Source organism: Streptomyces sp. NPDC057543 (assembly GCF_042801895.1).
Taxonomy (GTDB): domain Bacteria; phylum Actinomycetota; class Actinomycetes; order Streptomycetales; family Streptomycetaceae; genus Streptomyces.
The window spans coordinates 1-21,144 of record NZ_JBHVFF010000030.1; the positions used below are offsets into that span (position 1 = coordinate 1).

Annotated in this window: 18 protein-coding genes; 11 read left to right on the top strand and 7 right to left on the bottom strand. The window is 70.9% G+C overall.

The window, feature by feature from the left end; all coding sequences use genetic code 11:
• Positions 1 to 29: 29 nt before the first annotated feature.
• Complete coding sequence (locus tag ACFU8Q_RS08040) at positions 30 to 521, bottom strand: nuclear transport factor 2 family protein (RefSeq protein WP_384449445.1); 492 nt, start codon at positions 519 to 521, stop codon at positions 30 to 32.
• 40 nt (positions 522 to 561) lie between these two features.
• Positions 562 to 1,419 (bottom strand): LLM class F420-dependent oxidoreductase, encoded by an 858-nt coding sequence (locus tag ACFU8Q_RS08045; RefSeq protein WP_384449448.1) that lies wholly within the window; start codon positions 1,417 to 1,419, stop codon positions 562 to 564.
• Between the two features lie 410 nt (positions 1,420 to 1,829).
• Between ACFU8Q_RS08045 and ACFU8Q_RS08050 the strand changes: the two genes are divergently transcribed.
• Positions 1,830 to 2,606, top strand: coding sequence for an SDR family oxidoreductase (locus tag ACFU8Q_RS08050; protein WP_384449450.1), 777 nt, complete (start codon positions 1,830 to 1,832; stop codon positions 2,604 to 2,606).
• A gap of 81 nt (positions 2,607 to 2,687) precedes the next feature.
• On the opposite strand, the gene ACFU8Q_RS08055 is transcribed toward ACFU8Q_RS08050, so the two are convergent.
• Positions 2,688 to 4,331, bottom strand: coding sequence for a class I adenylate-forming enzyme family protein (locus tag ACFU8Q_RS08055; protein ID WP_384449453.1), 1,644 nt, complete (start codon positions 4,329 to 4,331; stop codon positions 2,688 to 2,690).
• Positions 4,332 to 4,445: 114 nt separating this feature from the next.
• Positions 4,446 to 4,898: a hypothetical protein gene (locus ACFU8Q_RS08060; protein ID WP_384449456.1), complete on the bottom strand. Its 453-nt coding sequence runs from the start codon at positions 4,896 to 4,898 to the stop codon at positions 4,446 to 4,448.
• Positions 4,899 to 4,925: 27 nt separating this feature from the next.
• On the opposite strand from ACFU8Q_RS08060, the gene ACFU8Q_RS08065 reads away from it, so the two are divergent.
• From ACFU8Q_RS08065 to ACFU8Q_RS08105, 9 genes are all read left to right on the top strand, one after another.
• Positions 4,926 to 5,234 (top strand): hypothetical protein, encoded by a 309-nt coding sequence (locus ACFU8Q_RS08065; protein WP_384449459.1) that lies wholly within the window; start codon positions 4,926 to 4,928, stop codon positions 5,232 to 5,234.
• A 317-nt stretch (positions 5,235 to 5,551) separates the two neighbouring features.
• The gene (locus tag ACFU8Q_RS08070; RefSeq protein WP_384449462.1) at positions 5,552 to 7,165 is read left to right on the top strand and encodes an ABC transporter substrate-binding protein; all 1,614 of its coding nucleotides are present in this window, start codon (positions 5,552 to 5,554) and stop codon (positions 7,163 to 7,165) included.
• 448 nt (positions 7,166 to 7,613) lie between these two features.
• Positions 7,614 to 8,582 carry an ABC transporter permease gene (locus ACFU8Q_RS08075; RefSeq protein WP_384449464.1) on the top strand — a complete coding sequence of 323 codons (969 nt, stop codon included), beginning with the start codon at positions 7,614 to 7,616 and terminating at the stop codon, positions 8,580 to 8,582.
• Complete coding sequence (locus tag ACFU8Q_RS08080; protein ID WP_384449467.1) at positions 8,575 to 9,609, top strand: ABC transporter permease; 1,035 nt, start codon at positions 8,575 to 8,577, stop codon at positions 9,607 to 9,609. The genes ACFU8Q_RS08075 and ACFU8Q_RS08080 overlap by 8 nt, the downstream gene beginning before the upstream one ends.
• A complete protein-coding gene (locus ACFU8Q_RS08085) occupies positions 9,606 to 10,619 on the top strand; it encodes an ABC transporter ATP-binding protein (protein ID WP_384449470.1) in 1,014 nt (337 codons plus the stop codon). Before ACFU8Q_RS08080 ends, ACFU8Q_RS08085 begins: the two co-directional genes overlap by 4 nt.
• On the top strand, positions 10,616 to 11,623 hold the full coding sequence (locus ACFU8Q_RS08090; RefSeq protein WP_384449472.1) for an oligopeptide/dipeptide ABC transporter ATP-binding protein: 1,008 nt from the start codon (positions 10,616 to 10,618) through the stop codon (positions 11,621 to 11,623). Before ACFU8Q_RS08085 ends, ACFU8Q_RS08090 begins: the two co-directional genes overlap by 4 nt.
• Positions 11,620 to 12,864 carry an NADH:flavin oxidoreductase gene (locus tag ACFU8Q_RS08095; protein ID WP_384449475.1) on the top strand — a complete coding sequence of 415 codons (1,245 nt, stop codon included), beginning with the start codon at positions 11,620 to 11,622 and terminating at the stop codon, positions 12,862 to 12,864. The genes ACFU8Q_RS08090 and ACFU8Q_RS08095 overlap by 4 nt, the downstream gene beginning before the upstream one ends.
• Before the next feature lie 74 nt (positions 12,865 to 12,938).
• Positions 12,939 to 14,357 carry an amidase gene (locus ACFU8Q_RS08100; protein WP_384449478.1) on the top strand — a complete coding sequence of 473 codons (1,419 nt, stop codon included), beginning with the start codon at positions 12,939 to 12,941 and terminating at the stop codon, positions 14,355 to 14,357.
• A gap of 133 nt (positions 14,358 to 14,490) precedes the next feature.
• A complete protein-coding gene (locus ACFU8Q_RS08105; RefSeq protein ID WP_384449481.1) occupies positions 14,491 to 15,945 on the top strand; it encodes a glyceraldehyde-3-phosphate dehydrogenase in 1,455 nt (484 codons plus the stop codon).
• A gap of 252 nt (positions 15,946 to 16,197) precedes the next feature.
• Here the strand turns inward: ACFU8Q_RS08105 and fusA are convergent, their stop codons facing one another.
• Positions 16,198 to 18,297 (bottom strand): elongation factor G, encoded by a 2,100-nt coding sequence (gene fusA, locus ACFU8Q_RS08110; protein WP_384449484.1) that lies wholly within the window; start codon positions 18,295 to 18,297, stop codon positions 16,198 to 16,200.
• An 822-nt stretch (positions 18,298 to 19,119) separates the two neighbouring features.
• On the opposite strand from fusA, the gene ACFU8Q_RS08115 reads away from it, so the two are divergent.
• Entirely contained in the window at positions 19,120 to 19,752 is a 633-nt protein-coding gene (locus ACFU8Q_RS08115; protein ID WP_384449486.1) for a class I SAM-dependent methyltransferase, read from the top strand.
• Positions 19,753 to 19,773: 21 nt separating this feature from the next.
• Here ACFU8Q_RS08115 and ACFU8Q_RS08120 read toward each other — a convergent pair whose 3' ends face one another.
• Together ACFU8Q_RS08120 and ACFU8Q_RS08125 are read right to left on the bottom strand one after the other, a co-directional pair.
• Positions 19,774 to 20,100, bottom strand: a complete 327-nt coding sequence (locus tag ACFU8Q_RS08120) for a hypothetical protein (protein WP_384449488.1) — start codon at positions 20,098 to 20,100, stop codon at positions 19,774 to 19,776.
• Between the two features lie 122 nt (positions 20,101 to 20,222).
• Positions 20,223 to 21,122: a DUF2510 domain-containing protein gene (locus ACFU8Q_RS08125; protein ID WP_384449491.1), complete on the bottom strand. Its 900-nt coding sequence runs from the start codon at positions 21,120 to 21,122 to the stop codon at positions 20,223 to 20,225.
• Between the last annotated feature and the right edge of the window lie 22 nt (positions 21,123 to 21,144).

Sequence of the window (21,144 nt, forward strand, 5' to 3'; positions counted from 1 at the left end):
GGCCGGTGACGGCATCGACGCGCGTCCGTTCAGCCGCGTGCCTTCTCGCCCCGCACCCCGTTGTGCAGCAGTTCGGGGGAGCCGGGGCGCCCGTCGAGGATGCGGTTGGTACGGGTGGCGACCCGCCAGCCGGTCCCGGTGCGCCGCAGATGCCAGTGGTTGGCCGTGGCCCGGCGGACGACGTACCGGCCCTCCTCGTGCACGACCATCAGCGAGTGGCACACCGCGACCGCCTCGTCGCCGTCGACCGTGATGTGCGGGGGGCCCACCACGTGCGCGCAACCTCCTCGGATCCAGCCCCGGTGGGCATCGGAGCGCACCATCGCCCGGATCTGCTCCTGACCGGCGAGGTAGACCTCGTCGATGTCGTACACGCCGTCCGGCTCCCAGAGCGCGGCGACCTCGTCCGCCGCCCCGCTGTCGACGAGCGGCCCGTACGACGCCATCAGGCGGGCGATCGCCCGCTCGTCCTCCAACTGCCGAAGCCGTGCCTCGAGCGCGGCGATCCGGTCATCCGTCATGGTTTCTCCTTGTCGCAACGGGGGCGGAGATCCGCGCAGTTCAGGTGAGATCGGCAGCGATCGCGGCCAACGCCTCGACCTGCTCGACGTAGTGGGCCGCCGACCCGGCGGCGAGGGAGACGCTCGCCAGCGTGGCGCCGGCCTCGGCGACCTTCCGCAGCGCCACCGCCGTATGCTCCCCGGCCCCGGCCGGATCGAGGGGACGGCCCGCGCTGAGGACGACCTCGAAGCCCTCGGGCAGGTCGGCCGCGTCGACCATCTCCCGCAGCTTCTCCAGCGGGAGCCCGAAGGGGACCCAACCGTCGCCGTACGTCGTGGCGCGGCGCAGCGAGCGCGGCGTGCGGCCACCGATCCACAGCGGTACCCGCTCCTGCACGGCATGCGGCTCCACCATGAAGCCCTCGAAGTCGAAGTGCGCGCCGTGGTAGGCCGGTTGGCGCTGCGACAGGCCGGCGCGCAGCGCCGCGACGGCATCGTCGGCGATCGCGCCACGGCCCTCGAAGGCCGCGCCGAGAAGGGCGAACTCCTCCTCCAGGCTGCCGACACCGAGCCCCAGGACGAGGCGGCCGCCCGAGATCCGGTCGAGGGTGCCGTAGCGCTTCGCGATGGCCAGCGGATGGTGGTAGCCGAGCACCAGGACCTGAGTGGCGAACCGGATGCGACGGGTGCGGGCGGCGAGGTAGCCGAAGGTGGCGAGCGGGTCCCAGTAGATCCCCCCGCGCTGCTCGGCGATGCCGGTGGGGACGGCCACGTGCTCGGAACAGGTCAGGTGGTGAAAGCCGAAGCGGTCCGCGGCCTCGGCGATCGCCCCGAGCTCCTCGATGCCGGCGGTGCGCTCCCAGGGGGAGTGGGCGCCGGGGACGGCGGTGACGACGGGACTGGTGATTCCGAGTCGCATGGGCACCTCTTTCGTACGGTACGGAGCTCACATCCAAACCGGTGAGGCGGGCACCGGGCGGGCCTCGTCCCGGTGGGCGGGAGACGTTCGCCGCATCCCGCTGTTCCGCTTTTCCGCCGTCCTGCCGTCCTGCCGTCTCGCTGTTCCGCCGTCCCGCTGTCCTGCCGTCTCGCTGTTCCGCTGTCCCGCTGCCCCGCCGTCCTGTCGTCCCGCTGTCCCGTCGTGCCGCCATGCCGTCGGCTTCCCGGTCACTGGGAACGGCCGCCCCCGGCTCCCGCACGCTCCCCGTAGCGTCGGGTGCGGACCCGAGTCCCGGACGAACGGTCCGGGATGCCCAGCCGGGCCGGCCCGCGCCGGGCTCCGGTCGGGCGGCGGTCCGCACGCCCGACCCTTCGACATGAGGAGATGCCATGACCCGCTGCGTCGTCGTGACCGGAGCCGGCTCCGGGATCGGAGCGGCCCTCGCCGCACTGCTACGGGCGCGGGGCGAGCGTGTGATCGGGGTCGACCTGCGGGGCTCGGAGATCGAGGCCGACCTGGCCACACCGGAAGGCCGTGCCGCAGCGGCCGTGGCCGCGGCGGGGACGGCCGGCGGAGTCGTGGACGCCGTGGTCACCTGCGCCGGCACCTCGGTGCCCGGCGAGGCCATGGTGACCGTGAACTACTTCGGCAGCACCGGGTTCGTGACGGCCCTGCAGCCCGCGCTCGCCGCATCGCCGGCCCCGCGCGTGGTGCTGATCGGGTCCATCTCCGGCACTCAGCCGTCCGACCCGGCCGTCGTGGCGGCCTGCCTCGCCGACGACGAGGAGACCGCCCTGATCCATGCCCGGGCGGCGATCGCGGACGGGCGGGAGTGGCAGCTCTACCCCTCGTCGAAGTCGGCGCTGGCCCAGTGGGCCCGGCGGACCGCCGTCGCCGAGGGGTGGGCCGGTGCCGGCATCCCGGTGAATGTGGTGGCCCCCGGCGTGGTGCTCACCCCGATGAGTGCGGGACTCTTCGACGATCCGGCGATGAAGCGGGCGATGGACACCGCCGTCCCGATGCCGCTGGGCGGCTACATGGAACCCGAGGCCGTGGCCCGGGCGGTGGCGTTCCTGGCCTCGGCCGAGAACACCCACATCACCGGGCAGGTGCTCTACACAGACGGCGGAGCAGAGGTGACGCTGCGCGGCCCGTCGGTGTTCTGAGCACCCGCGGCGCCGAGGTCCCTCCCGCCGTCCCGGACCGTGCGGGACCGGGACACCCGGGGAACCTCGGCGCCGGAGGCGTCAGGGCCGCACGGACGCGCGGATCACCTTGCCGGTCGCGTTGCGGGGCAGGCTCTCGGTGGTGAGCCGCCAGCGCGTCGGGACCTTGAAGTAGGCCAACTCGCCGACGGCGTAGGCGCGCAGGGCCTCATCGGTGACCGCGGATCCGGCCCTGGTCACCACGACGGCCGCCACTTCCTGGCCCAGGTCGGGGTGCGGGGCGCCGAGCACGATGCACTCCATGACGTCGGGGTGGGCGCTCAGCACCCCCTCGATCTCAGCGGGGTAGACGTTCTCCCCACCGCGGATGATCAGGTCGGAGCGGCGCGTGGTCAGATACAGCCGCCCCTCCCGCAGGCGGCCGATGTCGCCGGTGCGCAGCCAGCGGTCCTCGCCGATCGCGTTCCCGGTGGCCTCCTCGTCGTCCCAGTAGCCCAGCATGTTGAAGGCGCTGCGTACGCACACCTCGCCCTCCTCCCCCTCGGGAAGCACTTCGCCGAGGGGATCGCGGATCTCCAACTGGACACCGGTGACCGGTCGGCCGAGCGATCCGGGTGCCTCCGCGAGGTCCTGGGAGGTGGCCACGGCGATGGCGGTACAGGACTCGGTCAGGCCGTAACTGTCCACGAGTGAGTCCTTCGCGAAGGGCAGTTGCTCGCGCAGGCGCTCCTTGAACCGGGGTGAGGAGGGTGCGGAGGCCAGCGAGAACGCGGTCAGCGAGGACGTGTCGTACCCGCTGATGTCGCCGTGTTCCAGGAGCCGGTTGGCCATCGTGGGGACGGCGCCCCAGTTCGTGATCCGCTCACGCTCCACCATGCGCAGCACGGCATCCGCGTCGAAGGCGCCTTCGTACAGGGCGATCTTGCTGCCCGTCGCCAGGCGCGGCACGACCAGGTTGTGCAGGCCGGCGATGTGGAACAGCGGCAGGGCGAGCAGATGGACGCGGTCCATCGGGTCCAGCGGCTCGCCCAACGCCTTCAGCAGGGCGTCGTTCAGCCGGTGGTACTCCACGACGGACAGCAGGTTGCGGTGGGTATGGACCGCGCCCTTGGGGCGGCCGGAGGTGCCGGAGGTGTAGAGGATGACGGCCGGGTTGTCCTCGGCGACGTCCACGGAGGGCAGTGGCCCGTCGTCGTACGCGGTGGCGAAGCGGGGAATGTCCTCCGTGACCGAGAGCACCGGCACTTCGACACCGGCGAGCAGGGCGGCCCGCTTGGCGTCGGCCACGACCAGGGAGGGGGCCGCGTGCCCGATGCCGTACTCCAGCTCGCGCGCCGACCACCACGCGTTGAAACCGACCACCACGGCGCCGATCGACACCGTGGCCCAGAACGTCTGGATCCACTCGACCGAGTTGGCGGCGGCGATGGCGACCCGGTCGCCCTTGGCGACGCCGTGCTCCTCGCGCAGTACCCGTGCCAGCGAGGCCACCTGAGCGGCGTGCTCGGCGAACGTCAGCCTTCGGTCCGCCGTGACGACGTACTCCCGGTCGGCGAAGCGGACGGACTCGTGGAGCACTTCGTGCAGAGCACGGTGGCGATGGGTGAAGACCGGGAGACGGGTGCCCAGGACGTCGTCCTCGGCGAGTTCGAACCGGCCACCGGGGCCGGTGAGCCCGGCCATCACGGCGAGGGCGTCGGAGCGGGCGTCGGTGTCGCTGGTCATCGGGACTCCTCCGGGGGCATCGGGACTCCACTGGGATCGCGGTCGTGTCAGTGTCGGCCAGAGTGCGGCCTCCGGCGCCCGTGTGGTTCCGGTCAATGGGACACCTCGCCACGACTATTCGGGAACCGCTGACGACGGCCCGGTCGGGCACCGGAGCAGCGCGACCTGCATCTCCACCAGTTCCCGCACGGTCCGGGCGAGCGCCCCGGGGCCCGACCCGCCGTCGTGGTGACGGCGCTCGTGCTCCGCGAGCAGACGCAGGCTGACCATCGCGGACCACTCCAGGCGGCGCTCGACGTCGTCGTGGGGGAGATCCCTGAGCAGGGCATGGATCCGGCGGTGCACGAGATGGACCGAGGCGGGGGCGGTGGCGGTGTCGCGCCAGGCCGCGCGCACGGACGGCTCGTCGAGGGCCCGCGCCAGGAAGCGCAGGCAGTACGCGCTGCCCCCGGCGCCCTCGATGGTCTCGCCCCGCGGCCGGACGAGCAGGGTGACCAGGGTCCGCAGGTCCGGAGGGGGAGTGGCGACCTGCGCCCGTGCCACGAGCTCGGCCCGCCGCGCGTCCACCGGCGCGGAGCGCGCCGCGATGATGGCGTGCCGTGGACGGTGGGACGCCCCGGTACGTCCCGGCCGTTCGAGGACGACGCGTGGGAGCTCTACGACCTGCGCTCCGACTTCAGCCAGGCGCACGACCTTGCGCAACGGGCACCCGAGCGGCCGGCCGAACTGACCGCGCTCTTCACCGAGCACGCCGAACAGGTCGGGATCCTGCCCCTCCACGACGCCCGGGTCTCGCGCACCCCGATGCCCAACCTGGTCGAGGACCGCACCAGCTTCACCTTCCACGCCGGCACCGTCGGGATCCCGCAGAGCCAGGCCCCGCGCATGGTGGGCCGCTCCTGATCGGTCTCAACACCGGTTCCCCGGTCGGCGATCACCCGGTGATCAATCCGTTCCGGGGCGGGACCATCGCGCGCGTCGACATCGAACTCGACGGCTGACCCGGGCCCACGGGCCGGCCGGACCGAGGTCCGGCGACACCGTCGAGCCGGCACACCGGAACCCCTGATTCCGATGTGCCGGCAGCGCCGCTTCCGACGGTTCCCGGTGAGTGGGATGCGTCACGTCGGGCGGATTTCGCGAACCGTAGCCTCCCCCCACTCCACCCCCACCCCGATCTGCTCCCCGCTCTCCGCTCCACCCGAAAAATGGAGGAAGAAATGAAGCGAGCACCACGGGTTCGCACCCGCCTCGCGGTCGCCCTGATTGCCGGAGCGATGCTCACTTCGGCGTGCGCGTCCTCTGACGACAGCGGCAGCGGCAAGGACACGGCGGCCGAGCGCGGCCGCTACCGGTTCGGGCTTGTCGGCAAGCAGCCCGACGCGGGGGAGCCGGTCCGCGGTGGCACGCTGAACTTCGCCGACTACGCCGAGGCCCGCAGTCTCAGCCCGGCGGTCACCTACGCCACGGGTGCTTCGGGTGGCTCCGCGATGGCGGCCGTCTACGACGTGCTGGTGCGCTACAACACCGAGACCAAGAAGTACGAGCCCTGGCTCGCCCGGTCGCTGGAGAGCAACAAGGACGCCACGACCTGGACGCTCAAGCTCCGCAAGGGCGTCAGCTTCTCCGACGGCACGCCGCTGAACGCGAAAGCCGTCGTCGACAGCATCACCTGGTACCAGAAGAACAAGGGCGCGGACACCGCGCTGCTCGCGCCGAACATCGCCGGGATGAAGGCGGCCGACGACCTCACCGTGGTCTTCACCATGCGCACCTCCTGGGCCAAGTTCCCGGCGATGCTCGCCCAGGCCGCCGGCATGATCGTGGCCCCGGCCGCCTACGCGGGCAAGGAGTTCAAGCCGATCGGCGCCGGTCCCTTCACGCTCGACCGGTACGCGCCCCAGGAGGAGATGATCCTCAAGGCCAACACGAAGTACTGGAAGGGCAGGCCGCACCTCGACGCGCTCCGGTTCTACTGGCCGCAGTCGGACGAGGCCAAGCTCGACGCCCTCGACGACGGCACCGCGGACGTGACCTACATGCGCGGCCCCGACGTGGTCGACAAGGCCGTCAAGCAGGGCCACCCGGGCGAGTTGACGCTGACCGCCATGGGCAATGTGATCAACATCAACAGCCGTGCGGGCCGCCCCGGGCACGACGTCCGGGTGCGCAAGGCGATCGCCCTGGCCCTCGACCCGCAACTCGATGCCCAGCGGAGCTACAACGGCAAGGGCCTTCCGGGCAAGGAGCTGTTCCCGCCCGAGTCGCAGTGGCACTCGACGGTGAAGCCCCTCGGCGTCGACCTCGACGAGGCGAAGAAGCTCGTGACGGAGGCGAAGAAGGACGGCTTCGACGGCGCCGTCAGCTACATGGACGGCACCGACCCCGTCTCCCGGGCCAAGGCGGTCACCCTCAAGGCCATGCTCGAACGCGTCGGGTTCACGGTGAAGCTCGACCTCGAGGCCTCGATCGCGGACCGGGTCAAGAAGACCTACGTCGACCACGACTTCGACCTCAGCCGTGGCGCACTCAGCGTCTCCGAGGGCAACCCGTACCACCGCCTCCAGAGCGTCCTGAACTCGAAGAGCTTCGGGAACCCCGGAGGCTACGCCGACCCGAAGATGGACGCGTTGCTCGCGGAGTTGCACGCAGCGGTGACCGATGAGCAGACGCAGAAGGCCCTCGACGGCGTCCAGACCCTCGTCAACGACAAGGTTCCGCTGGCGAATCTGGGCGCCAGCGCGGGGTTCACGGCCTGGGGCAAGAACGTGCACGGCATCGTGCCCACCGAGGAGTACATGGCGCTGTTCGGCGAGGCGTGGATCAGCAAGTGATCCCCACGCCGCGCAAGTGGGCGGCGGGCGAGGCCACGACGGCCTCGCGGCCCGCCCGTACCACCGATGCACCCGTCGACGACGGCCGGCCCGGGCCCGGCGGACGGTCCCTGACCGGGCTACCGCCACAGGATCCCGGTCACCGGGACGCGACCCGGCCCGCCGGCCGCCCCGCCCCTAAGGTCCTTTGTTCGGATCAGGCCGGAGCAGGGAGCGGGGTCCGATGCCGTGCATCGCAAGGCGGAGGAAAGAGGCAGATGGGGTCTCCCCTGCTCGAGCGAAGCCGAGAGCTCGGGGAAGGAGCCACGGCGACCGACGACCACGCGGCGAGGCGCGGTGCAGGGGCACGCGAGCCCGGCGCGATCCGAACGAGAGGCCCAGGCGTCACCTCGATGTGGCGCGGCTCCCATCGGCCGACCCGCGGGCACCACGCAGATCAGGAGGAAGCATGAGTCTTGCCGCGGTGTGCAGGCTGGCCCTGAGGGCCGCCGAACTGGTGGGCGTACTGCTCATCGTGAGCATCGGGGTCTTCTCCCTGGTGACCCTGCTGCCCGGTGACCCCGCGGTCGACATCCTCGGAGCCGGGCACCCGCCCTCGGACTACGCCGATCTGCGCCACGAACTAGGCCTCGACCAGCCGCTCCTCACCCGCTACTTCGACTGGCTGGGGGGCGTCCTCCACGGGGACCTGGGCCGGTCGGTCGTACCGCCCCGGAGCGAGGTGGCCTCACGGGTTGTCTCCGCGCTGCCCGTGAGCGTCGAGATCGCCGTGCTGGGGCTGTTGATCGCGCTCGTCGTCGCCGTCCCGCTGGCCATGTGGTCGGCCTACCGCGAAGGCGGCCGGGCCGACCGGATCATCAGTGCCGGCACGTTCGGCGTGCTGTCGGTGCCCAGTTTCCTGGCCGGACTCCTGCTGGTCCTGGTGATGGTCACCTCGCTCGGCTGGTTCCCGCGTTCCGAATGGGTGCGGCTGGGCGACGGGGACCTGCTGGGCAATCTGCACCACGCCTTCCTCCCGGCACTGACCGTCGCCCTGGCGGAGCTCGCGATGTTCACCCGGGTCCTGCGCGGGGACCTGATCGTCACCCTGCGCGAGGAGTACATCCTCGCGGCCCGGGCCAAAGGGATGGCGCCGCTGCGCATCCTGGTCTCCGACGCCCTGCGCCCCTCGTCGTTCTCCCTGGTGACCCTGCTCGGCCTGAGCCTGGGCCGGCTGATCGGCAGCACCGTGATCGTGGAGTACCTCTTCTCCCTGCCCGGCATGGGGTCCCTCGTGGTCAACGCCGCGAACCAGGGCGACTACCCGATGGTGCAGGGCGCCGTACTCGTCATCGCCGCCATCTACGTGGTGATCAACGCCGCCATCGACTTCTCCTACGGCTGTCTCGACCCAAGGACGCGACGTGTTCATGTCTGACATCGCTCCGCGCACGCGGACCGCCTACCCGCTGCCCCTGCTGCCCGCGGTGGCGCTCGTCGTCATCGGCCTCGGCCTGACGGTGTTCGGTGCCACGACCACCACACTGATCGCACCCGTGAAGGCGGCGCTGGCGCTGACAGGCCTCGGCCTGCTGCTGAACGGTGTCTCACGCCTGGGCAAGGCCTGGGCCGGGCCCGGATTCGACGTGGTGTTCTGGTCCGCCGCGAGCTGGCTCGTCCTGCTCGGCCTGGCGATCCTCCTCACGCCCTGGCTGTCGCTCGCCGAGGACCGGGACGTGGCGGCCACCGTCACCGAACCGACCTTCGCGACCCCGGCGTTCACCGGACCCCACCCGCTCGGCACCAACGGTTTCGGGCTCGACCTGCTCGCCCGGTCCCTCTACGGCGCCCGGTCCTCGCTGCTGATCTCCCTGTCCGCGGTCCTCGTCGGTACCGTCGTCGGCGCCGTGATCGGGCTGGTGGCCGGCTACTTCCAGAAGACGGTGGACCGGGTGGTCGCCATCGCGACCAACTCGCTGCTCGCCGTGCCCCCGCTCATCCTGCTCATCGCGCTGGCGACCGTGCTGGAGCCGAGCCTGCGCAACGTCGCGCTCTGTCTGGCCCTGCTCACGGTCCCGGGCATGGTGCGGCTCAGCCGCGCCACCACGGTGGCCTACACCAACAGGGAGTTCGTTGTCGCGGCACGCGCGATGGGCGCGAAGCATTCGCGCATCATGGTGCGCGAGCTGCTGCCCAACGTACTGCTGCCGATCATGTCCCTTGCCATCGTGATGATCTCGGTCCTGATCGTCGCCGAGGCATCCCTCAGCTTCCTCGGTCTGGGCATCCAGCCGCCCGAGCCGACCTGGGGAAACATGATCGCCGAGGGTGAGGGGAACGTCTTCGAGGACCATCCGCACATCGTGCTGGTGCCCGGGGCCTTCCTGTTCCTCACCGTTTTCGCCTTCAACATCGTCGGTGAGAAGGCTCGCCGGCGGTGGGACCCCCGGAGCGTGAAGCTGTGACCACCCCACCCCTGCTCGACGTCACCGACCTGCGCACGGTCTTCCACACGCCGCGCGGAGAGATGCGGGCCGTGGACGGCGTCTCACTGTCCCTGTCCCCGGGGGAGACCCTCGGCATCGTCGGGGAGTCCGGATCGGGCAAGTCCGTCCTCGGACGCACCGTCATGGGCCTGATCAGCAACGGGCCCGCCACCTCGGTCTCCGGATCCGTGCTCATCGGCGGCAGGGACGTCCACGCGCTCACGCCGCAGCGGCGGCGTGGGCTGTGGGGCACCGAGGTGGCCATGGTCTTCCAGGACCCGATGACCTCGCTGAACCCGGTGAAGAAGGTCGGCACGCACCTGTCCGAGAGCGTGCGCCTCCACCTCGGCCTGAGCCGCGCCGAAGCCCGGGACCGGGCCGTCGACCTGCTCCGGCAGGTCGGCATCCCCGAACCCTCCCGGCGGGCCGGGCAGTACCCGCACGAACTCTCCGGCGGCATGCGGCAGCGGGTCGTCATCGCGATGGCGCTGGCCTGCGGTCCGCGCCTGCTCATCGCCGACGAGCCGACCACGGCACTCGACGTCACGGTCCAGAAGCAGATCCTCGACCTGCTGCAGGCGCTCGGCGAGCAGCTGCGCATGGCGACGATCCTGATCAGCCACGACCTCGGCACCGTCGCCGGACGGGCGGACCGGGTCGCGGTGATGTACGCCGGCCGCATCGTCGAGCACTCCGACACCGCGTCGGTGTTCGAGAGCCCCCGGCACCCGTACAGCCAGGCCCTGATCGCCTCGATCCCGCAGCTGGACACGCCCCCGCACACCCTGTTGCCGACCATCGAGGGCCGGCCCCCGAACCTGCTGTGTCCGCCGGCCGGCTGCCGCTTCGCCGCACGGTGCGGCTTCGCCACCGACCGGTGCGCGGACGAGGCCCCCGAGCTCGTCCCGCACAAACGCGCCGACGGCGTCGGCGTCGTCGCCTGCCACTACCCGCTGGGTGTTGCCACCGCCGAGGAGGCCACGGTATGACCGCGAACGGTGCCGTCGTGGAGACGCCGCGGCGGCGCGCGCTCACCGCCGAGAACCTGGTCGTGGAGTTCCCGGTCGGCGGCGGTCAGAAGGTGCACGCCGTCTCCGGGGTCGACCTCGAACTGGCGGCGGGGGAGACGCTGGGGATCCTCGGTGAGTCCGGCTGCGGAAAGTCCACCGTCGGCCGCGCCCTGATCCAGCTCCCGCCCCCCGATTCGGGCACCGTCAGTCTCGGGGACGTCCGGCTCGGCGGGCTCCGGCCGGAGGAACTGCGCAAGGCACGGGCCCGGATGCAGATCATCATGCAGGACCCGGTTTCCGCGCTGAACCCGCGCCGGAAGGTGAAGGACCTGGTGTGGGAGGGCCCCGCCATCTGGGGACACGACGGCTCCGACAAGGACGCCAGGGTCGACGAGGCGCTGCGGGCCGTCGGACTGGACCCGGAGACCGTGCGGGACCGCCGGCCCCACGAGCTCTCCGGCGGACAGTGCCAGCGGGTGTGCATCGCCCGCGCGCTGATGCTGGACCCGGAGGTCCTGATCTGCGACGAACCCGTCTCCAGCCTGGATGTGTCCGTGCAGGCCCAGATCCTCAACCTGCTCGAAACGACCACCCGACGCCACGGTCTGAGCATGGTGTTCATCGCCCACGACGTCTCCGTCGTGAAGAACATCAGTGACCGGGTGATGGTGATGTACCTCGGCAGGACGTGTGAGGTCCTGCCGTCGGACGGGATGCACCTGGAAGCCGTCCACCCCTACACCCGCCTTCTGCTCGCGTCCCTTCCCGAGGCCCAGCGCAGTGCCCGCACCGGCGACGCGGTCGAGGTGAAGGCGGCGGCCGAGCTGCCCTCGCCGCTCGACCCGCCATCGGGTTGCCGGTTCCGTACCCGGTGTCCGCTCACCACCGGCCTGTGCGCGGACGAGGTGCCCCGACTGCGGGAGATCGGGCCCGGGCACCGGGTCGCCTGCCATCACGTCGACTCAAGGAGGAACACCAAGTGACGAACACCGAGACCACCGGGGCCGCCGAGGCCCCCGAGGTCCTCGCCCCCGCCACCCTGGGGCCGGTCCGGCTGCGCAACCGGATCATCAAGGCCGCGACGTACGAAGGTCTCAGCCACAAGTCCCTGGTCACGCGGGACCTGGTGGACTTCCACGTCGCCTACGCCCGCGGCGGCGTCGGCATGACGACCGTGGCCTACTGCGCGGTCGCCCGGGAAGGACGCACCGACCGGCACCAGATCCACTGGACCGACGAGGCGATGCCCGGCCTGCGCAAGCTCACCGACGCAGTGCACGCCGAGGGCGCCGCGGTCTCGGCCCAGATCGGCCACGGCGGTCCCGTCGCCAGCCCCAAGGGGAACGGCCTGCCGGCCCTGGCACCGACGAAGCACTTCCACGCCACGACGCTGAGCTGGGCCAAGGAGACGACGCTCGACGACATCGCGCGCATCACCGAGGCCCACGCCGAGGCCGCCCGCCGCGCCATCCAGGCCGGTTTCGACGCCGTCGAGGTGCACCTGGGCCACAACTACCTGGCCAGCTCGTTCCTCAGCCCCCGGATCAACAAGCGCACGGACACCTACGGCGGCAACCTGGAGAACCGTGCCCGGTTCGCCCGGGAGATCATGCGGGCGGTCCGCGACGCGGTCGGCGACCGCATCGCGATCATCGCCAAGATGAACATGGACGACGGCGTGCCCGGCGGATTCTGGCTCGACGAGGCGATTCCGGTGGCCCAGTGGCTCGAACAGGACGGCACCGTCGACGCCCTGGAGATGACCGCCGGAAGCTCGCTGCTCAACCCGATGTACCTCTTCAAGGGCGACGCACCGCTCAAGGAGTTCGCCGACGTCATGCCGCAGCCGATCAAGCTCGGCGTCAAGCTGGTCGGCAAGCAGAAGCTGCGCAGCTACCCCTACACCGACGCCTATCTGCTGGAGGACGCCCGCCAGATCCGGGCCGCGGTGAAACTACCGATGATCCTGCTCGGCGGGATCACCGGCAAGCCGGTCATGGACCTCGCGATGCGGGAGGGCTTCGAGTTCGTGGCGATGGCCCGGGCGCTGCTGCGGGAGCCCGACCTGGTGAACCGGATCCAGGCCGACGCCACCACCCCGTCCCTGTGCATCCACTGCAACAAGTGCATGCCGACCAACTTCACCGGCACCCGCTGCGTCCTGGTCGACCGCAGCACCACCCGGCGTCAGGACTGGGGCAGGCCCGCCGGTTACGTGTCGTGAGGAGCGCCGCCCGGGGACGGGCGTCCTGACCAGCGAGCGCGAGGGCTCGGACAAACACAGCTGAGGAGGGGCCGATGACCGGCAGTTGGGACGCCGTGAGGACCGCGGCGGCGGTCAGGAGCGGTGAGGTGGACGCCCGCGCCGTCGTGGAGGACGCGATCGCCCGCATCGAGCGGCTCAACCCCGAGTACAACGCGGTGATCCACACCCGGTTCGACCGGGCCCTGGAGGAGGTCGACGCGGGGTTGCCCGACGGGCCGCTGCGCGGCGTACCGGTCCTGATCAAGGATCTCGGCACGGACGTCGCCGGCCTGCCCGCGACCGGCGGCAGCCGCCTCTTCGCCGAGGGCCTGGCCGCCCGTGACAGCGAGCTCGTGGCCCGGTACCGGCGCGCCGGGATGGTCGTGCTCGGCACCACCAACACCCCCGAACTGGGGCTCAACGCCAGTACCGAGCCGGCGTTGTTCGGCCCGACCCGCAATCCGTGGAGCACCGGGCACTCGCCGGGCGGCTCCAGTGGCGGGTCGGCCGCCGCGGTGGCTTCGGGGATGGTCCCGGTCGCGCACGCCAGCGACGGCGGAGGGTCCATCCGCATCCCATCGGCGGCCTGTGGTCTGTTCGGTCTCAAGCCCAGCCGCGGCCGGGTGTCCCCCGCACCGCGGCCCACCACGTTGTCGGGGCTGGTCTCCGCGCATCACGCCGTCACCACCACGGTGCGGGACAGCGCCCTGCTCCTCGACATCGCCGCGGGACCGCTCCCGGGGGACGCCTACGCCGCCCCCACGCCGGCCGACTCCTTCGCCGCCCTCGCACGGCGGGAGCCCGGACGTCTGCGGATCGGACTGGTCACCACACTGCCGGACGGCCCCCAGGTGCATCAGGAGTCGGCCGCCGCCGTGATCGCGGCGGCACGGCTGTGCGAGAGCCTCGGACACGAGGTCGGGGAGGCGACGGCCGCCTACCGGCCGGGGGACGTCGCCGGTGCCTCGGCCGTGCTGATGGGCAGCGGCTTGGTCGCACAGATCGACGCCCGCCTCGAACAGCTCGGCCGGCCGCTGGCCGACGACGACCTCGAACCGTTCACACGGGTGCTCTACGACAGCTACCGGGCCCTCACCGCCGCGGACGTCAGCCGGGCCCTCGGACGCATGCAGGAGATCGGCTGGGCGGTCGGCGCCGCGTTCACGACGTACGACGTGCTGCTGAGCCCGACGCTCGCCCGGCCGACGCCCCGGCTCGGCACGCTCGACACCGCCCGGCCGGAATCGATCTACGAACACGCCTCGGTCTACTCCGCGTTCACCAGCGTCCACAACGTCACCGGCATGCCGGCGATGTCCGTCCCCCTCGGCCGGGACGCCGACGGGCTGCCGCTGGGCGTCCAGTTCGCCGCCGACCTCGGGGGCGAGGGGCTGCTGCTCTCCCTGGCCGCGCAACTGGAACAGGCCGCGCCCTGGCCGGCGGCGCTGGTCTCGGAGGGGCCGGTCACCTGACGACCTGAGATCGTGCTAAATCAACTCAAAGTGGAAGATATTCATGCAGCTCCCCGCTCGGGCGGCACCGTTTGATTGATCAAAAAGGCGGCGGGTTAGCATATGAGCGCCGCCTAGCTCGAAAGATAAATCTGTGACTGTCAATGACGACTCGTTCACCAGTTGGAACAACCGCGAGGAGATCGCGGAGTCGATGATCCCGATCATCGGGAAGATGCACCGGGAGCGGGACGTGACGGTCCTGCTGCACAGCCGCTCCCTGGTGAACAAGTCGGTGGTCAGCATCCTCAAGACCCACCGATTCGCCCGGCAGATCGCCGGTGAGGAGCTCTCGGTCACCGAGACCATGCCCTTCCTGCAGGCTCTCACCACGCTGGATCTCGGCCCTTCCCAGATCGACATCGGCATGCTCGCCGCGACCTTCAAGACCGACGACCGCGGTCTCTCGGTAGAGGAGTTCACTGCCGAGGCCGTCGCCGGCGCCACGGGTGCCAACAAGATCGAGAGCCCCCAGGGGCGCGACGTCGTCCTCTACGGCTTCGGCCGCATCGGCCGCCTCGTCGCCCGCCTGCTCATCGAGAAGGCCGGCTCCGGCAACGGGCTGCGGCTGCGCGCCATCGTCGTCCGCGGGGGCGGCGGCCGGGCCGACGAGGATCTCGTCAAGCGTGCCTCGCTGCTGCGCCGCGACTCGATCCACGGCCAGTTCCAGGGCACGATCACCGTCGACGAGGCGACCAGCACCATCGTCGCCAACGGCAACGAGATCAAGGTGATCTACGCCAACGACCCGTCGGAGGTCGACTACACGGCGTACGGCATCAAGGACGCCATCCTCATCGACAACACCGGCAAGTGGCGCGACCGCGAAGGCCTGTCGCAGCACCTGCGCCCCGGCATCGACAAGGTCGTCCTGACCGCTCCGGGCAAGGGCGACGTCCCCAACATCGTGCACGGCGTCAACCACGATGCCATCAAGCCGGACGAGCAGATCCTGTCCTGCGCTTCCTGCACCACCAACGCGATCGTCCCGCCGCTGAAGGCGATGGCGGACGAATACGGCGTGCTCCGCGGCCACGTGGAGACCGTCCACTCGTTCACCAACGACCAGAACCTGCTGGACAACTACCACAAGGCCGACCGACGCGGCCGCTCGGCGCCGCTCAACATGGTCATCACCGAGACCGGTGCCGCGTCCGCCGTCGCCAAGGCGCTGCCCGAGCTCGATGCGCCGATCACGGGCAGCTCGATCCGCGTCCCGGTGCCGGACGTCTCGATCGCGATCCTCAGCCTGCGACTCGGCCGCGAGGCCACCCGCGAAGAGGTCCTCGACTACCTCCGCAATGTGTCGCTGACCTCGCCGCTCAAGCGCCAGATCGACTTCACCACCGCCCCCGACGCGGTGTCGAGCGACTTCATCGGCTCGCGGCACGCCTCGATCGTCGATGCGGGCGCCACCAAGGTCGAGGGCGACAACGCGATCCTCTACCTGTGGTACGACAACGAGTTCGGCTACTCCTGCCAGGTCATCCGCGTCGTCCAGCACGTGTCCGGCGTGGAGTACCCGACCTACCCGGTCCCGCTGGTCTGATCCCGGCGGAACCTCCGTTCCGCGACCCGGCAGGCAGGGCGGCGACCGATTCCGATCGGTATCCGGCAGCACCGCCACCCGCCACCGCTGCTGACCGCATGACTTCGGCGGTCGACAGCGGTGGCGGCGCGAAGTGTTCGGCGCGTGCGTGACGCGGCCCGCCCGCGGACGGACGGGGCGTCACGGCGCTCGACGCCGTGCTCCATGAGGTACGCGGCCCCGCCCGCATACGGACGGGGCCGCGCTCCGGGGCTACCGGCCCGTAGCCCCGTGGGGCACTTCGGCCGGCGCCGGTGCATAACCGGTGGCCCGGGTGGTGAAGGTTCCCCGGCCCTGCGTCCGGCTGCGCAGCCGGGTCGCATAGCCGAAGAGCTCCGCCAGCGGCACGGTCGCGGTGACCACCGACGTGCCGGCCCGCGCGGTCGAGCCCGAGATCCGGCCGCGCCGTGCCGCCAGGTCGCCGAGCACCCCGCCCACGGCGTCGTCGGGCACGGTGACGGTGACCTCCACCACCGGCTCCAGCAGCACCATCGCGCTGTTGCGCAGCGCCTCACGGAGCGCGAGCCGTCCGGCCGTCCGGAACGCCATCTCCGAGGAGTCCTTGGAGTGGGTCGCCCCGTCGGTCAGTGTGACCCGCAGCCCGGTCACCGGGTGACCGCCGAGTGGGCCCTCGGCGAGCGCGTCCCGGCAGCCGGCCTCGACTGCCCGTACGTACTCCTGCGGCACCCGGCCCCCGACGACGGACGACCGGAACACGAAGTCCACGCCGCGGCCGACATCGTGGTCACCCGCAGCCTCCAGCGGCTCCACGTCGACGACGACATGAGCGAACTGACCGGCGCCGCCGTCCTGCTTGACATGCCGGTACACCAGTCCGGACACGCCACGGACGACCGTCTCCCGGTAGGCCACCTGCGGCCGGCCGACGCCGACCTCCAGCCCGTGGGCACGACGGATCTTCTCCACCGCGACCTCCAGATGCAGTTCCCCCATTCCCGACAGCACCGTCTGACCCGTTTCGGGGTCGGTCCGGACCGTCAGTGAAGGATCCTCCTCGACCAGCCGTGCCAGCGCCGACACCAATCGGTCGGTGTCGACGCTTCTGCGGGCCTCGACCGCCACGGAGACGACCGGATCGGCCACGGAAGGCGGTTCGAGAACCAAGGGAGCCGCCGGTGCGCACAGCGTCGCCCCGGCACGTGCCGTCCTGAGCCCGATCACCGCGACGATGTCCCCGGCCACCGCCCGGTCCACGTCCGAGTGCTGTCCGGCCCGGACCCGCAGGATCCGGCCGATCCGCTCATTGCGCCGCGCACCCACGTCCAGCACCGCATCCCCCTTCCTGATCGTTCCCGAATACACACGCAGGTAGGTCAGCCGCCCCGTCGCGGTCGAGTTCACCTTGAACACCAGCGCGGCGAACGGCGCGGCCGGGTCGGCGGGCCGCTCCTGCTCCGCGCCGTCCAGGGTGCCGCGTACCGCCGGCACATCCAGCGGCGAGGGCAGATAGGCCACAACCGCCTCCAGCAGCGGCTCGATCCCGCGGTTGCGGTAGGCCGAACCGCACAGCACTACAACGCCCTCGCCGGTACGGGTCAGGTCGCGCAGCGCGGCGGCCAGCGTCCCTGCGGAGACCGTCGACTCCGCACAGAACTCCTCCAACGCCACCGGATGGAGTTCCGCCACGGTCTCCGCCAGCAGCCGACGGCGCCGAAGCGCCTCTTCCTGCAGGTGGTCCGGCACCTCCCCCTCCTCGCACGTGCCCCGGCCGTCGGCCCAGATCAGCGACCGCATGCGCAACAGGTCCACCACCCCGGTGAACCCGTCCTCCGTCCCGATGGGCAGCTGCACCACCAGCGGGAGCGTGTGCAGTCTCTCGCGTATCGACGCGACCGCCGCGTCGAGGTCGGCCCCGGCACGGTCCAGCTTGTTGACGAAGGCGATCCGGGGCACCCCGTGCCGATCGGCCTGCCGCCACACCGACTCGCTCTGCGGCTCGACCCCCGCGACGGCGTCGAACACCGCGATCGCGCCGTCGAGCACCCGCAGCGAACGCTCCACCTCGTCGGAGAAGTCGACGTGGCCCGGGGTGTCGATCAGGTTGATCCGGTGACCGTCCCAGTCACAACTCACCGCCGCGGCGAAGATGGTGATGCCCCGGTCGCGTTCCTGCGGATCGAAGTCGGTGACGGTCGTACCGTCATGGACCTCGCCCCGCTTGTGGGTGGTGCCGGTGAGGTAGAGGATCCGTTCGGTGACGGTGGTCTTGCCGGCGTCGACATGGGCGAGGATGCCCAGATTGCGAACGCCGGTCAGCGGACTGGTGGGTTGACGGTGCAGTTCGGTACGCACGGCCCATGGCCTTTCGGGGTGATCCGGATGCGGGGCGGCGCGATTCCCGGACGAACAGGCCTGCGGTCAGGCCACGCATGAACCCCTGATGCGGCGCACCGCATCGGTGCATGGCCGCACTGGCGGCCCAACACCACTGGGATAAGGGTCAGTTGGTCGTCAGGGAGATCCGGTACCGGCCGCGCAGCGGGCACCGGACGCACGAAGACACCAGGATCACCTCGTACCGTGACAGGGGGACGACGACGGCGGTGCGGTAACGCATGGCCGGTCTCCCCTCACTCCCCACGGTGCATGCCGCGATGATGTCGCTGCAGGCGATTCGTGGCGAGTGTAGTGATCCCGGTGCGGACAGGTCACCGGATTTTCCGCCCGACGCCGTGTCCGGCGACGACCCCGTGCGTCGGTCGGTCGACCGGAGGACTTCCCGTACCGGCTGTCCTCGGCGGCTCGGAATCTATACACGCTGTACCCGAATGTCGGCGCGATGCCCTCCGTACCTGCACACGGTTCGCGACTGCGCCCAGTCCTGGCGTGACCGGCTTGTTGAACTGAGCCACCGCCTGCATGCCGAGCCGGAGCCCGCGTTCGAGGAACACCGTTCCGCCGCGGCGATCGCCGCGCTCGCCGAGTCGGCCGGATTCACCGTGGAAACCGGTGCCGGAGGACTGCCCCGGCACCCGGCACTGAGGACATTGCCGCGCTCGCTTGCACCGGATGCCCCGATTCCCCATGTGACGTGCCCGGGTGGGGCGTTGAAGGCCGCCGCGAATGGTGAAACGATCCCGGGGACCCGCCGGGACATGGGAAGGATGCGCATCGATGGACGAAGAGCACGGCCTTCCGGCCGCGAAGGTGTTCGACGCTCTGGGCGCCGAGTACGAGCGCGCGTTCGCCGACTCGGCCACCCACCACGCCTCGCTGCACCGGTTGCTGGAGCACATCCCATCGCACAGCCGAGTCCTGGACGTGGGCAGCGGAACGGGCCGTCCGACCGCCCAGACCCTGGCCGACGCCGGTCATCAGGTGCTGGGCGTCGATGTCTCGCCCGTCATGGTCGACCTGGCGACCCGGCAGGTGCCCGGTGCGACCTTCGTATGCGCCGATATCCGCGAACTTCCCCTGGAGGAGCGGAGTTTCGACGTGGTGTGCTCGTACTTCTCGTTGCTGCAGATGTCCCGCGACGATCAGTCCCGGCTCCTGCGGAGACTGGGGCGACTGCTGCTCCCCGGTGGAGCCCTGGCCGTCGCCACAGTTCCGCTGGACGTGGAGGACGCCGATGTCGTCTTCATGGGGCAGAAGGTGCGGGCGACCAGCTTCGGCGCCGACGCGTTCACCGAACTGGTCGTCGCGGCCGGTTTCACGATCCAGTGGGAGCAGAGTGGTCTGTTCACCCCGGCGTACGAAGGAGCGATGGCCGAGCCCCAGTTGTTCCTGCACTGCGAGCGGGACTGACGCAGCGGGCCGGCCCGGTACTCAGCGCTCGCGCAGCAGCGCCCCGGGCCGGCGCGGCCGACGTACCGCAGCGCGCCGCGGCACCAGGATGCCCGGGTGCCTGCAGGCGTTCAGCGGGGCCTTCCAGCTGCGAAGCGCCTGCCTGCCGCATCGGCGCCACTGCGCGGGTGAGAGGGGCACGGGCTGCCCGCCCCTGGTGACCATCGCGTTGACCGGTGTCATCGGGTCCGTCGCCATGGTCTTGGCCAGCAGTACGCCGATCACCAGCGGCGCCAACGTCACGGCCAGGGCCGTACCGGCGGTGGTGACGTGCTGCATGCGGGGGCGGGGAGACGCGTCAGGAGCCATGGTTGTCATTCGACCAGCGACGGCCCGGTGGGGTATCGGACGACGTACTCAGACCGGTCGTCCTCTCGTACTCACACCGGTGCTGGGCGCCCGCCTCGCCGACGCGAACGTCCGCCGCGCTCCTACGCGGTGGTGCCGGAACCGGAGCCCGTTCCCGATGCGGCCTTGATGCCCTTGGTGATGTCGTCCATGACGGAGAGCTCCGGCGCCTTGGAGTTGATGTCGAAGCCGGAACGGACGACGACCAGCATGTCCTTGGAACGCGGGGACGGGAAGGCCAGCGACTGGACGTACCCGTCGTCACCGTTCTTCGTCACCACCTTCCAGCGCACCAGATAGCCCTGCTCTCCGGCCACGGTGACCGGACCGGACTTGAGCTCCTGATGCGAGGTGATGCCTCCGTAGATCTTTTCACCGTAGGACTCCGTGGCGTTGGCCGAGATGTCCTTCGTCGCCGTGGCCTTCGCCGTCGTGGTGTCGAGTTTCAGGGCTTTCGCCGGCATGGAGAACACTCCGCCGCGCACACACTTCTCGGACGTGTCGCCGGGGCACGCGTATTCGCCCGTGCTCACACCCGCGCCCGCGACTCCCGAATTGCCCGTCCATCCGTCGGGCACCGGCAGACTGATTCCGCTGGCCAGGTCCGTGGCGTAGCCGTCCTCGGTTCCCGGCAGCCGCTGCTCGGGTGCCCCGCTCCCGCCGCCCCCGCGGCCACCGCCTCCGGGCGCTCCCGGCCCGCGGCCGGGAGCGTCGGAAGGGGCGGTGGACGGGGCTGCGGCCGCGTCCTTCACCGAGCCGGAGGAATCGTCCGACAGCAGGAAAAGGCCGCCTCCGACGGCGGCGAGGACCACCACGCCGGCGGTGACGCCGACGCCGATACGCAGCCGGCGGCGCCGGATCGCGGCGGGCGGAACGCGGAGGTGGTCGGTCCACCGGCTGCCGTCCCACCAGCGCTCGTGAACGGGGCCAATTCCTGTATACCCGGGGTCTGGATGCCAGCCGGGCGGGCTCGTCTGGGTCACGCGGCTCAGAGTAGAACAGTTG

Coding starts and splice junctions, on each gene's coding strand:
- ACFU8Q_RS08040 (WP_384449445.1), bottom strand. CDS start 521: ATGACGGATGACCGGATCGCCGCGCTCGAGGCACGGCTTCGGCAGTTG.
- ACFU8Q_RS08045 (WP_384449448.1), bottom strand. CDS start 1,419: ATGCGACTCGGAATCACCAGTCCCGTCGTCACCGCCGTCCCCGGCGCC.
- ACFU8Q_RS08120 (WP_384449488.1), bottom strand. CDS start 20,100: ATGGCTCCTGACGCGTCTCCCCGCCCCCGCATGCAGCACGTCACCACC.
- ACFU8Q_RS08075 (WP_384449464.1), top strand. CDS start 7,614: ATGAGTCTTGCCGCGGTGTGCAGGCTGGCCCTGAGGGCCGCCGAACTG.
- ACFU8Q_RS08055 (WP_384449453.1), bottom strand. CDS start 4,331: ATGACCAGCGACACCGACGCCCGCTCCGACGCCCTCGCCGTGATGGCC.
- ACFU8Q_RS08070 (WP_384449462.1), top strand. CDS start 5,552: ATGAAGCGAGCACCACGGGTTCGCACCCGCCTCGCGGTCGCCCTGATT.
- ACFU8Q_RS08080 (WP_384449467.1), top strand. CDS start 8,575: ATGTCTGACATCGCTCCGCGCACGCGGACCGCCTACCCGCTGCCCCTG.
- ACFU8Q_RS08050 (WP_384449450.1), top strand. CDS start 1,830: ATGACCCGCTGCGTCGTCGTGACCGGAGCCGGCTCCGGGATCGGAGCG.
- ACFU8Q_RS08090 (WP_384449472.1), top strand. CDS start 10,616: ATGACCGCGAACGGTGCCGTCGTGGAGACGCCGCGGCGGCGCGCGCTC.
- ACFU8Q_RS08100 (WP_384449478.1), top strand. CDS start 12,939: ATGACCGGCAGTTGGGACGCCGTGAGGACCGCGGCGGCGGTCAGGAGC.
- ACFU8Q_RS08115 (WP_384449486.1), top strand. CDS start 19,120: ATGGACGAAGAGCACGGCCTTCCGGCCGCGAAGGTGTTCGACGCTCTG.